At 65.2% G+C, this 13432-nt stretch carries 12 protein-coding genes; 2 read left to right on the top strand and 10 right to left on the bottom strand.

Going from position 1 to position 13432, the window contains the following annotated elements; translation table 11 throughout:
• Positions 1-94: 94 nt before the first annotated feature.
• From ACEN9T_RS11145 to ACEN9T_RS11120, 6 genes are all read right to left on the bottom strand, one after another.
• Positions 95-1245 (bottom strand): IS3 family transposase gene (locus tag ACEN9T_RS11145; protein ID WP_413706277.1). Its coding sequence is split into 2 segments (ribosomal slippage): positions 95-999 and positions 999-1245, totalling 1152 coding nucleotides; the frame shifts between segments, so codons are not numbered across the junction.
• 182 nt (positions 1246-1427) lie between these two features.
• Positions 1428-2024 (bottom strand): 1,6-anhydro-N-acetylmuramyl-L-alanine amidase AmpD, encoded by a 597-nt coding sequence (ampD, locus tag ACEN9T_RS11140; protein ID WP_092972385.1) that lies wholly within the window; start codon positions 2022-2024, stop codon positions 1428-1430.
• Positions 2017-3636 (bottom strand): sigma-54-dependent transcriptional regulator, encoded by a 1620-nt coding sequence (locus ACEN9T_RS11135; RefSeq protein WP_092972384.1) that lies wholly within the window; start codon positions 3634-3636, stop codon positions 2017-2019. Before ACEN9T_RS11135 ends, ampD begins: the two co-directional genes overlap by 8 nt.
• Positions 3637-3675: 39 nt before the next feature.
• Positions 3676-5715, bottom strand: coding sequence for an ATP-binding protein (locus tag ACEN9T_RS11130; protein ID WP_092972383.1), 2040 nt, complete (start codon positions 5713-5715; stop codon positions 3676-3678).
• Complete coding sequence (locus tag ACEN9T_RS11125) at positions 5712-5978, bottom strand: hypothetical protein (RefSeq protein WP_413707736.1); 267 nt, start codon at positions 5976-5978, stop codon at positions 5712-5714. The genes ACEN9T_RS11130 and ACEN9T_RS11125 overlap by 4 nt, the downstream gene beginning before the upstream one ends.
• Positions 5979-6023: 45 nt before the next feature.
• Entirely contained in the window at positions 6024-6932 is a 909-nt protein-coding gene (locus tag ACEN9T_RS11120; protein WP_092972381.1) for an inner membrane protein YpjD, read from the bottom strand.
• A 175-nt stretch (positions 6933-7107) separates the two neighbouring features.
• Between ACEN9T_RS11120 and ffh the strand changes: the two genes are divergently transcribed.
• Both ffh and ACEN9T_RS11110 read left to right on the top strand, forming a co-directional pair.
• Positions 7108-8523, top strand: coding sequence for a signal recognition particle protein (ffh, locus tag ACEN9T_RS11115; RefSeq protein WP_413707735.1), 1416 nt, complete (start codon positions 7108-7110; stop codon positions 8521-8523).
• Positions 8524-8591: 68 nt separating this feature from the next.
• Entirely contained in the window at positions 8592-9140 is a 549-nt protein-coding gene (locus ACEN9T_RS11110) for a hypoxanthine-guanine phosphoribosyltransferase (RefSeq protein WP_024979154.1), read from the top strand.
• 68 nt (positions 9141-9208) lie between these two features.
• Here the strand turns inward: ACEN9T_RS11110 and ACEN9T_RS11105 are convergent, their stop codons facing one another.
• The 4 genes from ACEN9T_RS11105 to ACEN9T_RS11090 form a co-directional block, all read right to left on the bottom strand.
• The gene (locus ACEN9T_RS11105) at positions 9209-9802 is read right to left on the bottom strand and encodes a MarC family protein (protein ID WP_012436452.1); all 594 of its coding nucleotides are present in this window, start codon (positions 9800-9802) and stop codon (positions 9209-9211) included.
• 13 nt (positions 9803-9815) lie between these two features.
• Positions 9816-10682: a 2OG-Fe(II) oxygenase gene (locus tag ACEN9T_RS11100; RefSeq protein WP_102066860.1), complete on the bottom strand. Its 867-nt coding sequence runs from the start codon at positions 10680-10682 to the stop codon at positions 9816-9818.
• 66 nt (positions 10683-10748) lie between these two features.
• Entirely contained in the window at positions 10749-11510 is a 762-nt protein-coding gene (locus ACEN9T_RS11095; RefSeq protein ID WP_413707734.1) for a lytic transglycosylase domain-containing protein, read from the bottom strand.
• 23 nt (positions 11511-11533) lie between these two features.
• Complete coding sequence (locus ACEN9T_RS11090) at positions 11534-13258, bottom strand: proline--tRNA ligase (protein ID WP_413707733.1); 1725 nt, start codon at positions 13256-13258, stop codon at positions 11534-11536.
• Positions 13259-13432: the final 174 nt, after the last annotated feature.

The raw sequence follows: 13432 nt of genomic DNA, 5'->3' as shown, positions 1-13432 counted from the left end.
CTTTATCTGCGCGCCCTGGGGCCCCGACCGCCGTGTTCTGAGGTTCGACCGTCATGCGCGAGCCTCAAACAGGGGATGAATCGCCCCGACTTTCCTAGACACCCGCGAGCCGTTGGGAATGGCGTTGTTCGAACTCTACCGGTGATAGACCGTTGGCGCTCGAATGGCGCCGTGTTGGGTTGTAAAACATCTCGATGTAGTTGAAGACATCGGACTTGGCCTCCTGCCGGGTGGCATAGATCTGCCGGCGCACCCGCTCGCGTTTGAGTAACTGGAAGAAGCTCTCCGCCACTGCGTTGTCGTGGCAGTTGCCGCGCCGGCTCATGCTGCACAGCAGGTTGTGCTCGCGCAGGAAGCTTTGCCAGGTGTGGCCGGTGAACTGGCACCCCTGATCGGAGTGAATCAGAACCTGCTGGTGCGGGCGCCGCCGCCATAGCGCCATCAGCAAGGCATCCAACGCCAACTGGGTATCGATGCGCTGCCCCATGGACCAGCCCACGACCATGCGCGACCAGAGATCGATGACCACGCTCAGATACAGCCAGCCTTCGTGTGTGCGGATATAGGTGATATCGGTCACCCAGGACTGATTCGGGCCGTCGACCGTGAATCGCCGTTGCAAGTGGTTGGGCGCGACCACCGCCGGCTTGCCGGCCCACCTCGCCGGACGCCGCCGGTAGCCCGATTGCGAACGCAGCCCCTCGGCCTTGAGCAGCCTCGCCACGCGGTGCTTGCCGCAGCGCTCACCCAAGTCGCGCATGTCCAGGGTGAGCTTGCGATAGCCATAGACCCCGCCGCTCTCGAACCACGCCTGCTTGAGCAGGCCAAGCAGGCGCTGGTCGTCCCTCGCACGCGGGCTCAAGGGCTGCGCCTGCCAGGCGTAATAACCGCTGGGATGCACCGCCATCGCTTTGCACAGACGGCGCACGCTGTATTGACCCGCGTGCGCCTTGATGAAGGCGTACCTCACCCGGATTGCTTGGCAAAGTACGCTGCGGCCTTTTTTAGGATGTCGCGCTCCTCGGTCACCCGCTTGAGTTCAGCCTTGAGCCGGCGCACCTCCTCGGATTGCGATACCTGCCCTTGCGGCTCTGCCACGGGCTGGCGTCGCTGTTTGATCCACTGGTACAGGCTGTGCTGGCTCACGCCTAACCGCTGCGCGACCTCGGCCACGCTGTGGCCTCTATCCACGACCTGATTGACCGCCTCGACCCTGAATTCTTCGGTGTATCTCTGTGCACTCATCGCACCTCCTGTCTAACCTCTAGTTTGAGGCTCACAGGTGTCTACTGGGGCCGGGGCGATTCACTGCCTGGACATTGGCGTTCCATAGTTTCACCCTCGTGCCTGAGTCTTGGAGGGTGACACTCCACGGTTTTGCCCTCGCACGTGAGCTGCAGACCGTGAGACGTCAGGGGGTTGTCGCGTCAGAGCGCGTGCTGATACGGAAACAACGCCGCGTTGAACCCGCCGAGCGCCCGCAGGTGCGCCCAGTCGAAATGCGGCCCTGGATCGGTCTTCCGGCCCGGTGCAATGTCCGAGTGCCCGGCAATCGCCGTAATGGGATACGCCGCGCAGATCGCCCGCACCAGCGACGCCGTGGCGGCGTACTGCTCGGGCGTGAAGGGCAGATCGTCGGTGCCCTCGATTTCGATGCCGATCGAGAAATCGTTGCAGCGCGTTCGGCCGAAAAAGTCCGACGCACCGGCATGCCACGCGCGCGCGTCGCACGGCGCGAACTGCACGCACTCTCCTGTGCGACGGATGAAGAAATGCGCCGATACACGCACGCCGCGCAACTGATCGAAGTACGGATGCGCGTCGCAGTCGAGCGTGTTGGTGAAAAAGTCGAGCACATGCTCGGTGCCGAAATCGGCGGCGGTCTGCGCAGGCGGCAGGCTGATGTTGTGCAGCACGATCAGGTCGATCGGCATGCCTTCGGGCCGCGCGTCGATATTCGGCGACGGATGCCGGCGCGCGCCATCGACCCATCCGTCAACACCGATATGCACCCGATCAGGCATCGCCGTTCAGCCCATTTCCGGCAGGTTCGCCCACGCTGCCAGGCGCTTCAATGTCCCGCGGGTCACGAATGCCAAGTTGCTGCATGCGATAGCGCAACTGGCGGAACGACAATCCGAGCAGCTTGGCCGCTGCTGTGCGGTTGAAGCCCGTCTGGTCCAGGGCGGCCAGGATCACGTTGCGCTCAACCGACTCCAGATAGGCCGGCAGATCGATCGGCAATGCCACGCTCGGCAGCGACGGCTCCGCCGGCTGCGCTACGGGGGCCGGCTCGGGCTGCGCCATCGGTTGCGGCATCCCCATGGGGCTAGGCACGGCCGCCGGCATGTAGACGGCATCAGGCCAGCTCGTCATCGGCGGCGACATCGGGTGATGGGCCGCTGCGGCAGCCTGCGCCTCGCGCGTGCGGTGGAACAGCGGCGAGCGCTCGATCTCGGCGCCCAGCGCGCCAAGGTCATCCACGTCGATCGACTCGCCTTCCGCAAAGGCGTAGGCGCGTTCCAGCAGGTTCTCCAGCTCGCGCACGTTGCCCGGGAACGGGTACGCGCACAGTTGCTGCAGTGCCGGACGCGTCAGGCGTTTGGGGCGCGGATCGCCGTAGCGGCTGGCGAGCTGTTCGAGCAGCACGCCGGCCAGCACGGGCACGTCTTCGCCCCGCTCGCGCAGCGTGGGCATGCGCAGCTCCAGCACGTTCAGGCGGTAGAACAAGTCTTCGCGGAAACGGCCAGCGGCCACCAACCGCGCAAGGTTCTGGTGGCTGGCGCAAACGACGCGCACGTCGACCGGGTCTTCGCGGCTCTCGCCGATCTTGCGCACGCGGCGCTCCTGCAACGCGCGCAGCAATTTCACCTGCATCGTGAGCGGCAGGTCGGCCACCTCATCGAGCATGAGCGTGCCGCCATTGGCCGCCTGGAAGAAACCCTGGCGATCGCTGTCGGCGCCGGTAAAAGCGCCTTTCACGTAGCCGAAAAACTCGGCTTCCATCAGGTTCTCGGGAATCGCACCGCAGTTGACCGCCACGAACGGCCGCGATGCACGCGCAGACAGCGCATGCACGGCACGCGCCGCACGTTCCTTGCCGCTGCCGGATTCACCGCTGATCACCACCGGCGCCATGCTGCGCGCCAGGCGCATCAGCGAACGGCGCACTTCCTGCATGGCGGCGGAATGGCCGGGCAGCAGGTCGTTGGTGCGTTCAGCCAGGTCGGCATTACCGGGATCGGGATCGCGCTGCTGACGCCCCAGTGCGTTGAGTACAAGGCTGCGCAACTGGTCCAGCGAGAGCGGCTTGGCGATGTAATCGAACGCACCGGCCTTGAGCGCTTCGACCGCGTTCTCGGCGCTGCCATAAGCGGTGATGACGGCCACAGGCGTGCGATCTGCCGTGGCAGAAAGCTGGCGCACGAGTTCAATGCCCAGGCCATCGCCCAGGCGCATGTCGGTCAGCACGAGTGCGAAGCGCTGGCGGGAGAGCGCCTCGCGCGCTTCTGCCAACCCGCTGGCGAGCACGACGTCGTGCCCCATGCGGCGCAGGGAAATCTCCAGCAGCTCGCGCAGGTCGGCTTCGTCATCGACGACGAGAATGGGTTCGCGAACGATGGCGGCTTTGGACATGGATCAGCAGAAGGTCGGCAGAAATTCGCGGCCAGCGGATCATTCCGCGATCGGCACGGTCGGTTGGTCAAACATCAGGGTGATGACGAAGGCGCGGCGCGGCAACGTGTCGCGCGCCTCCATGGTCAACGCTCCGGTGCGATCGAGCAAGGATTCCAGTGCGATGGCGCCGTAACGGATCTGCGCATCGTTGGCGCTACACAACTCGCGCGCCATGTAGAGGCCCAGGCCAGTGCCTTGGGCGTCATTCGTGAAGAACGGCTCGAACAGGCTGCGTTGCTGCTCGGTCGGCACTTCCGGGCCGTCGTTCCAGATCACGAGTTCGGCGTGGGTGTCGTCCAGCGCGTAGGCTGCCAGCTGGATCGAGCCCGGCACGCGGCGGCAATAGCGCAGCGCGTTGTCGAGCATGTTGCCCACCACCTGCTGCAACTGCGCCGGGTCGAACAGCACGGGCTTGTCCAGGTCAACCGCCACGCGCACGAGGTTCGGGTTGATCTCGGTTGCTTCACCTGCGCGGCGCAGGGCCTCGGCACGCCAGCGCTCCACAACTTCGGGCAGTACCTGCGCCAGTTGCACGCGCACGCGTTCGCCACGCGGGCGGCGCGAGAGCATCAGCACGTCGGCAACCACCTGGTCGAGCCGGCGCACGTTGTCACGGATGATGCGCAGCAGGCGGGTCTCCACGCCGGAGCTTTCCGGGCGCACGTGTGCGCCGCCATCCTGGCCGTCGCCCGGATCGTCCAGCAGTTCCGCGGCTTGGCTGATCGCGGCCAGCGGGTTGCGGATCTGGTGCGCGACGCTGGCCACCAGCCGCCCCATCGAGGCCAGCTTTTCCTGCTGGGCCTGCTCCGCCACACGCTCCCAGCTTTCCACATGGACGAGCACGGTGTCATGCAGCTCGTGACGCAGAAACACTTCGTCATCCGCCGACCAGCCCTGCGGGATGGCCTCGGCCGATGGAATGCGCGGACGCATCTCGGCGCCCTCGCCCAACAAGCTCAGGCCGATCGAGCTGACAAGGCTATCCATATAGACACTGCGCAGGTTGGCCAGGCTCGGCAGGATGAAGCGCAGGCGCAGGCGGGCGCTCAACATGGCGCGGCCAGTCCGGCCACCCGAGGCGATGGGCAGCAGGTCGAGGATGCGCGGTGCGTCGTCGTCGCCGGTGCCATCGGAGGGACGGCTCTTGCGGCGCAGCCACTGGCGCAGCGTTTCGAGCAGCGGGCGCAGGTGTGGCACGTCCTTCAAGTCAAACAGCATCGCACCGCTGCCGACAAACGCGCTCTGCGGCACGCCCAGCAGCATGGCTGCGGCCGGGTTGGCGGCAACGACACGGCCGTCGGCACGCACCAGCATCACGCCGTCCTGCATGTCGTAGACCATCAGGCGGTTGACGAGCTGTTGCAGGCGCAACTCGCGCTCGCGGGCCATCGTCAAACGTTCCTGCGCAATCTGACGATGCGACAGGCCGTACATCGTCGACGCGGCCATCATGTAGACCAGGCCGTACAGCCCGGCAGATGCCAGCCCCGGCGCAATCACGCCGTCGCTCATCATCTGCAGGAACGGATCGGCCAGCACCACGATCGAGGCCACGGCCGCCGTGAACAGCGCAAACAGCAGGCTGGTGAGCGCGCCGGCGGCCAGCACAGGCACCAGCAGCACCATCGCCACGCTGGCCGACAGGCGCGAGAGCGTGGCATACGCCAGCCCCAGGAACAGCAGATCGAGCACCACGTCCAGCCGCACGCGGAATTGGAATCGCGTGCGCCACCAGCCGGCCGCCGCCAGAATCAACAGGGCCATCGCCAGATACGGCAGCGTCAGACTGAGCAGGGCGTCGCTATTGGGCAGGCCGACTGCGTCGTTGTGCTCGCGCGGCACCATCACGAATAGCAACAGCACCAGCGCCACGGCTGCGCGGCTGAAGGCGAAATAGCGCAGCAGGCGCCACTGGAATTCAGGCGGATCGGGCTCCAGCCAGACCGATCGGATTGCGCGCCAGGCGTTCAGGCGCGAGAGCAGGCTGCGCGCGGCGGACGGCGTTGCCCGCGCGACCCCCGACGCTTCGGGTGTCATGTGTTGCCCCGGTCAGCATGCTCGGGGCAGCGATAGCGGCCGCCCGGCAGCGCGATCATGCCGGTGCGCGGTGCATGCACGCCGCACACGGCACATTGCTCGATGGGTTGCGAAACCTTGGGCTCAGGAGTGCGATTGGGCGCGCCCTGCCCGCGCGAGGCTGTCTGGCCCTGCCCCGAAGAGCGGGAGGAACGCGTCCCGAGGCGGCTCAACCACCACCAGCCGGCGAGCAGCATCAGGATCAGCAGGACAGGACGGGACATGGGGAACAGACAAGGACAAGTAACAGCGCAGGCGCCAGGGGCGCACTAGGCGCGATGCAGGATGACTTCGAGCACGAAGCGGCTGCCCACGTACGCCAGCAGCAGGATCGCAAAGGACGCCATCACCCAGCGAAGCGCCACACGTCCGCGCCAGCCGCGAAAACGTCGGCCGATCAGGATGCCACCGAACATCGCCCAGGACAGCACGGCAAAGATGTTCTTGTGATCGAAATGGAAGGCGCTGTGGAACAGCTGTTCGGAGAACAGCACGCCCGAGGCAATCGTCAGCGTCAAGAGCACGAAGCCCGCGCCGATCAGGCGGAACAGCAGTTTTTCGAGCGTGAGCAACGGCGGCAGCAGATCCAGCCAGCGACTGAACCAGCTTGCCTCCGGGCGATTGATGGTGTGCAGGCGACGCTCTGCAGCCAGCATGAGGATCGCGTGGAATGCCGCCAGCGTGAACAGCCCGTAGGCGACGTTGGCAATAGCGAAGTGCAGCTTGAACAGCGGGCTGGCCGCATAGCCGAGAATTTGCGTGCCGGGGAAGGCCACCGGCAGCAGGCTTCCGACCAGCGCCACCGGCATCACCAGCAGGCCGAGGCCGGCCAGTGAGAAGAAGAGGCTTTCGATCCAGAAAATGCCCACGCCCAGCCAAAGCATGGCCGACAGAGCATAGGCAAAGCCAAATACCATGGCGCTGGCCGGGAAGATCGTCTCGTGCAGCAGGAACCCGTGTGCGATCAAGGCGGCCAGCAAACCCCAGCGCCACCAGGCCGGGACAGTGTCGGCAGCGCCCGGAGGCGGCGGAACGAGCACCGTGGCACCCGGCGATTGACCGCCTGCCGCCATGGCTCCCGCCGGGGCCTGGGCACCCAGTCCACCGCGTCGCGCCCACGCTACCGAAGCGAGGATGCCGTAGAGAAGCGCCGTCAGCGCATACAGTACAATTGCCATTTGCACAGTTTACCGCAGCGCACCCCGGTTTTGGCTGGGGCCCGCCCCCCCGTCGAAAGCCTCGTTGGGCGGCAACGCAACATGCGCGCATTAAGCACATTCCCTGCCGGTGCAAACCAAACGCGCGCCGGCCTCCTCTTCATCCCGTCCCCAATTCCGGATCTCTGTCACTGTCATGCTGGATAACCTGACCCAACGGCTCGCGCGCGTGGTCAAGACCATGCGCGGCGAAGCGCGCCTGACCGAAGCCAACACCGCCGAGATGCTGCGCGAAGTCCGCCTGGCACTGCTCGAAGCCGACGTGGCGCTGCCGGTCGTGCGCGAGTTCATTGCCCGCGTCAAGGAAAAAGCGCTCGGCGAAGACGTCATCACGAGCCTTTCGCCTGGCCAGGCGCTGGTCGGCATCGTGCAGCGCGAACTGACGGCCATCATCGGCGGCCAGGAAGCGCTGGAAGGCGTCGGCAGCAACATCATGGGCGGCCGCGCGGCGGAGCTGAACCTCAACGTCACGCCGCCCGCGATCATCCTCATGGCCGGTCTGCAGGGCGCGGGTAAGACCACCACGGTCGGCAAGCTCGCCAAGTGGCTCAAAGAGAACAAGAAGAAGAAAGTGCTGACGGTGTCGTGCGACGTGTATCGCCCCGCCGCCATCGCGCAGTTGAAGACTGTTTCCGAGCAGGTCGGCGCGGACTTCTTCCCCTCTCAGCCGGACCAGAAGCCGGTGGACATTGCCGCTGCAGCACTCGACTGGGCCAAGAAGCACTACCACGACGTGCTGATCGTCGATACGGCCGGCCGCCTCGGTATCGACGAGGCGATGATGCAGGAGATCGCCGCGCTGCACGCCACGCTCAAGCCGGCTGAAACGCTGTTCGTAGTCGACGCGATGCTCGGCCAGGATGCCGTCAACACCGCCAAGGCCTTCAACGACACCCTGCCGTTGACCGGCGTGGTGCTGACCAAGCTCGACGGGGATGCGCGCGGTGGCGCGGCGCTGTCGGTACGTCACATCACGGGCAAGCCGATCAAGTTCGTCGGTGTGGCCGAAAAGCTCGACGGGCTGGAGCCGTTTTATCCCGACCGCATGGCCCAGCGCATTCTGGGCATGGGCGACATCCTTGCGCTGGTGGAAGAAGCCCAGCGCGGTGTCGACATGGAAGAGGCGCAGAAGCTTGCGGCCAAGATCAAGAAGACCGGCGGCTTTGACCTCGAAGACTTCAAGGCGCAGATCGGCCAGATGAAGAAGATGGGCGGCCTGGGCAGCCTGATGGACAAGCTGCCGGCACAGTTTGCGCAACAGGCGCAGGGCGCCAACATGGACCAGGCGGAAAAGCAGGTCCGCCGCATGGAAGGCATCATCAACAGCATGACGGCCGCCGAGCGTGCCAAGCCCGAACTCATCAAGGCGAGCCGTAAGCGCCGGATTGCCGCCGGTGCGGGCGTGCAAGTGCAGGAAGTCAACCGTCTGCTCAACCAATTCGAGCAGATGCAAGGCATGATGAAAAAGCTCAAAGGCGGCGGCATGATGAAGATGATGCGCGCCATGGGCGGCATGAAAGGCGGCATGAAGGGGATGTTCGGCGGCCGCTGAGCGGGCTACCCTCCTTCCTGAATCGCACCTTTGATCCACACACCGAACCGTTTCACCGAACTGACAAGATGCTGAGCGCAGAACAGGCCCGCGAACTCTGGGCCAACTCCGAAGAAATCGTCAGCGAAGACGCCGTGCGCGGCTCGCTGGACCGCATGGCCGAACAGATCACCGAGAAGATCGGCGACACCTTCCCGATGGTGCTGTCCGTGATGGGCGGCGCAGCCGTCTTTACCGGCATGCTGCTGCCCAAGCTGGCTTTCCCGCTGGAGTTCGACTACATCCACCTCTCGCGCTACAACAACAAGACGGTGGGCGGCGAGATGCAGTGGCGGGTGGCACCGCGCGAGTCGGTCAAGGGCCGTACGGTGCTGGTGCTGGACGATATCCTCGACGAAGGCGAAACGATGGCCGCCATCCGCTCGCGCATCATCGACATGGGCGCCGCCGAGTTCTACTCCGCCGTGCTGTGTGAGAAGACGCTCAGCAAGTCCAAGCCGCTGTACCCGGACTTCTGCGGCTTCAACGTGCCGGACCGCTACGTGTTCGGCTGCGGCATGGACGCCAAGGGCTACTGGCGCAATCTGCCGACCATCCGCGCGCTCAAGAACACCTGAGGCGGCACCGCGGCAAACAAAAAAGGGCGACTAATGTGTCGCCCTTTTTATTTGCCCACGCCCTGCAGTCAAAGCTGGTGCGCGAACGTGCGGATGCCCTTGAGCAGCATCTCCACCGAGATCGCCACCAGAATCAGCCCCATCAGGCGCTCGAACGCCATCACCGTGCGTTCACCCACGAGGCGCTGGATATGCGTGGCGCTCAGCAGCACCACGGCGCACACGGCCATCGTCGCGCATAGCGAGCCGACCCACGTCCACATGCGCCCGGGCGCCTGTGACACCAGCAGCATCACCGTGGCCATCGCCGACGGCCCCGCGATGGCCGGAATCGCCAGCGGCACGATGAAGGGCTCGCCCGTGGGCTGCGACTCGGCAGCCCCCTCACGCGGGAAGATCATCCGCAGTGCGATGAGGAACAGCACGATGCCACCTGCAATCTGCAGCGACATGTCGGTCAGGCTCATCATGCGCAGGAAACTCTCGCCGAAGAACATGAAGACGAGCAGCAGCACGAACGCAATACCGACCTCGCGCAGCACAACGCGGTTGCGGCGCTCGGGCGCCACCGGCCGCAGCGCCGAGATGAAGATGGGAATGTTGCCGAGCGGATCGGTGATCAGCACCAGCAGGACAGTCGCGGAGAGGAACGTATATTCCATCGCCTAACGTCGATCAGGCGCCGCGACGGTATGGGCGTTCACGCAGCCATTTGGTGGCGATCCATTTTTCACCGCGTTCGACCGGCAGCCCGGCATGCAGCGTGTCTTCGTCCAGTGTGCCGTCGGGACGCTTGTAGACGAAAAAGACCGCGTTGCCCTTGACCGGCGCCACCTCAAGCCCGAGCTTCGGAAAGCCCGTCGCGCCACCAGCCTGCACGCTGTTCAGGTAGATGACCATGGTGGCCACGCGCTGGCCGCCGACTTCAAGCTGGCGCGCCTCGCCGCTGCGGCCCGGGTTGAAGAAATCGAAGTGCGGTTGATATTCGCCACCGGGCTGGTAGTTCAGGACCTGGAAGCCTTCACCGTGTTCCACCGGCACGCCCACCGCCTGTGCGATGCGTGCCTCGATCTTGGCGATCAATGGATGCTCGCCCACCTGGAACATGCCGCCTTGGCTGGTGCGGGCCGAGATCAGGTTTTCCTCACCCGTATCGGGGTTCACGACGGGCGAACGCTTGAGGCGATTGCGCCCGATCGCGATCAGCTCGTCACACTCCTGGTCCGACAGAAAGTGCTGGAACAGCACGATGCGCGGCGTCTCGATTGCAAACAGGATCGGGATGTCGCCATCGGCGGTATGCACGGCATTGCTGTTTTCGACCGCCTGATCGGCAGCCGGCGTCGGCGCAGGCGCCACCACGGGGGCGGGAGCGCGAGCAGTCAGCGCCTCATCAACAACACGGCGCGCGAAGGCGCGGTCGTAACCGGATTGCACCATCGACGCCACCAGGGATTCGGCTTCGAAACCTTCGGTCACGTGACGCTGCAGCCAGTCGCGCAGCGCGTCAGACATGGTCGCGTACGGTTGGGTGGTGGACATGCGGGATGGGGATGCGGGCGAGCGAGAGATGGCCCTATTGTAGGCCGACCGCTCGCCGACGGAAGATCACGAACCGCCGGCCGGACCGCCAGCAATACGCAGCGGGGAGAACGGATTGCGCGCCGGAACTTCCGGCAACGCCTTGGCGCGCGGCGTTGGCGAGACGGGCTCGGCAGGAACCGGCGCAGACACCGTCATCGCGCTCGACTCCTGATACTGCCAGCGCTTCCAGGCGGCCAGCACGGCATTCGGATATTGCGGCTGCCCGCGGCTACCGTTGTAGCGGCCCAGCGCCAGATACAGATTGCCGCCTTCCATGTCGAGGTAATGACGCAGGATCGTGCAGCCGTAGCGCAGATTACTCTGCAGATGGAAGAGCTTGCGCGCGTCGTTGTCGCCGATGCTGCGTGTCCAGAATGGCATCACCTGCATCAGCCCCATCGCACCGGCACTGCTCATGGCGTACTTGCGGAAACCGCTTTCCACCTGGATCAGGCCGAGCACCAGCGCCGGGTCCAGGCCTGCGCGCTTGGCTTCGTAATACGCCGTCTCGATCAACTCGACACGCACCGATGCCTGCGGAATCTTGCCCGACATGCGCACCGACATCTCGGCCAGCCAGCGCAGGTAGCCGAGTTGCTCGTCGTTGCTGGCAAATACCGGGCGCAGCGGGCGGCTGTCGGCCACCGCGGCAGACAGCGCGCTGCGCACGGAGTCGGCCAAGTACTCCTCTTTCTGGGCGCCCGCCCATACCACCTGCGTGCCCGCGAGCAACGTCCCTGCGCACAGCGCAGTGGCGATCAGGCGGGGGGAAAACAAGCGGGGCATGCGTGGCGGGTCCTGCCGTTGCGTTACTGCGCGAGACGCGCCTTCAGCGTAGCCAGCACGTCGGCCGGTGCCACGGCGGTGGCGGCTTCGTCGCGGCGGCCCTGGAATTCCAGCTTGCCTTCCTTCAGGCCTCGGTCGCCCACCACCACGCGGAACGGCACGCCGATCAGCTCCCAGTCGGCGAACATCGCGCCGGGGCGCTCGCCGCGATCGTCCAGCATCACGTCGATGCCGGCGGCGACCAGCTCGGCATGCAAGCGATCGGCCTCGGCGCGCACGGCGTCGGAGCGGTCGTAGCCAACCGGGCAGATCACCACCTGGAACGGGGCGATCGACGCCGGCCAGATGATCCCGCGCGCATCGTAGTTCTGCTCGATGGCCGCACCCAGGATCCGCGTGATGCCGATGCCGTAGCAGCCCATCACCATCGGCTGCGTCTTGCCGTTTTCGTCGAGGAACGTCGCGTTCATCGCTTCGGAATACTTCGTGCCCAGCATGAAGACGTGGCCGACTTCAATGCCGCGGCAGACGGCGAGCGTGCCCTTGCCGTCCGGCGACGGATCGCCCGCCACCACGTTGCGCAGATCGTAGACCTCGGGTTCGGGCAGATCGCGGCCCCAGTTCACGCCGGTGAAGTGGTAGTCCTCTTCATTGGCGCCAATGACAAAGTCGCTCATGACCGCAACGGCGCGGTCCGCCACCACCTTGATCGGCTGCTTGCTGCCGATCGGGCCCAGGTAGCCCGGAGGCGTGCCAAACGCGCGCAGGATTTCCCCTTCCGTGGCGAAGCGGAATTCGGCCAGGCCCGGCACCTTCGATGCCTTGACCTCGTTGAGTTCGTGATCGGCACGCAGCAGCAGCATCCAGATCTGCGGCTCAGCACCCTCGACTTCCGTGGCCAGCACGATGGATTTGACGTTGCGCTCCAGCGCAATGCCCAACTGTTCGGCAACCGCCTCGCACTTGGTCCGGCCCGGCGTGTGCGTCTTGGTGAACGCCTCCGTCGGCGCAGCGCGCGGCGTGGCCGGTGCGAGCGCCTCGGCGGCTTCGATATTGGCGGCGTAGTCCGAATCGGGGCAGTAGATGATGGCGTCTTCGCCCGTCTCGGCGATCACGTGGAATTCCTGCGAACCCGATCCGCCGATGGCGCCGTTGTCAGCCGCCACCGCACGGAAATCCAGCCCAAAGCGCCGGAAGATGCGCATGTAAGCGTCGAACATCTTCTGATACGACACCTTCAGCCCCTCGGCGTCGCGGTCGAAGGAGTACGCGTCCTTCATGGTGAATTCGCGGCCGCGCATGATGCCGAAGCGCGGGCGACGCTCGTCGCGGAACTTGGTCTGGATCTGGTAGAAATTGACCGGCATCTGCTTGTACGAGCGGATCTCGGTGCGGGCGATGTCGGTCACCACCTCTTCGGAGGTCGGCTGGATGACGAAGTCGCGCTCGTGGCGGTCCTTCACGCGCATCAGCTCGTCGCCCATCTTGTCCCAGCGGCCGGTTTCCTGCCACAACTCGGCCGGCTGCACCACCGGCATCAGCACTTCCACCGCGCCGGCGGCATTCATTTCTTCACGCACGATCTGCTCGACCTTGCGAATCACCCGCAGGCCCACGGGCATATACGTATAGAGACCTGCGCCGAGCTTCTTGATCATGCCGGCACGCATCATCAACTTATGCGAGACGATCTCCGCGTCGGAGGGCGCTTCCTTGAGCGTGGAAATGAAGAATTGGGACGCTTTCATGCGACTGACAATAAGGGATGACGCAGCCAACCAAAGCCGCGAAAACAAGGGCAAAAGCCACCGGAATCAGGAGATGAGACGAGGCGCCAGGCGCACATTCGCGCAATCGGCACCCCTCCCCCAGGAGGCGCGAGTGAGCGGCAACATTTCGGCTTCTGTGACAGCCGAGCGACG

Origin of the sequence: Ralstonia sp. Ralssp110 (assembly GCF_047325135.1) — a bacterium.
Classification (GTDB): Bacteria; Pseudomonadota; Gammaproteobacteria; order Burkholderiales; family Burkholderiaceae; genus Ralstonia; species Ralstonia mojiangensis.
This window is presented reverse-complemented; position numbering and strand designations above follow the sequence as displayed.

Excerpts from the sequence above, each read along its gene's own strand:
- ACEN9T_RS11130 (WP_092972383.1), bottom strand. The coding sequence starts at position 5,715 with ATGACACCCGAAGCGTCGGGGGTCGCGCGGGCAACGCCGTCCGCCGCG.
- ampD (WP_092972385.1), bottom strand. The coding sequence starts at position 2,024 with ATGCCTGATCGGGTGCATATCGGTGTTGACGGATGGGTCGATGGCGCG.
- ACEN9T_RS11090 (WP_413707733.1), bottom strand. The coding sequence starts at position 13,258 with ATGAAAGCGTCCCAATTCTTCATTTCCACGCTCAAGGAAGCGCCCTCC.
- ffh (WP_413707735.1), top strand. The coding sequence starts at position 7,108 with ATGCTGGATAACCTGACCCAACGGCTCGCGCGCGTGGTCAAGACCATG.
- ACEN9T_RS11110 (WP_024979154.1), top strand. The coding sequence starts at position 8,592 with ATGCTGAGCGCAGAACAGGCCCGCGAACTCTGGGCCAACTCCGAAGAA.
- ACEN9T_RS11125 (WP_413707736.1), bottom strand. The coding sequence starts at position 5,978 with ATGTCCCGTCCTGTCCTGCTGATCCTGATGCTGCTCGCCGGCTGGTGG.
- ACEN9T_RS11095 (WP_413707734.1), bottom strand. The coding sequence starts at position 11,510 with ATGCCCCGCTTGTTTTCCCCCCGCCTGATCGCCACTGCGCTGTGCGCA.
- ACEN9T_RS11100 (WP_102066860.1), bottom strand. The coding sequence starts at position 10,682 with ATGTCCACCACCCAACCGTACGCGACCATGTCTGACGCGCTGCGCGAC.
- ACEN9T_RS11120 (WP_092972381.1), bottom strand. The coding sequence starts at position 6,932 with ATGGCAATTGTACTGTATGCGCTGACGGCGCTTCTCTACGGCATCCTC.
- ACEN9T_RS11105 (WP_012436452.1), bottom strand. The coding sequence starts at position 9,802 with ATGGAATATACGTTCCTCTCCGCGACTGTCCTGCTGGTGCTGATCACC.
- ACEN9T_RS11135 (WP_092972384.1), bottom strand. The coding sequence starts at position 3,636 with ATGTCCAAAGCCGCCATCGTTCGCGAACCCATTCTCGTCGTCGATGAC.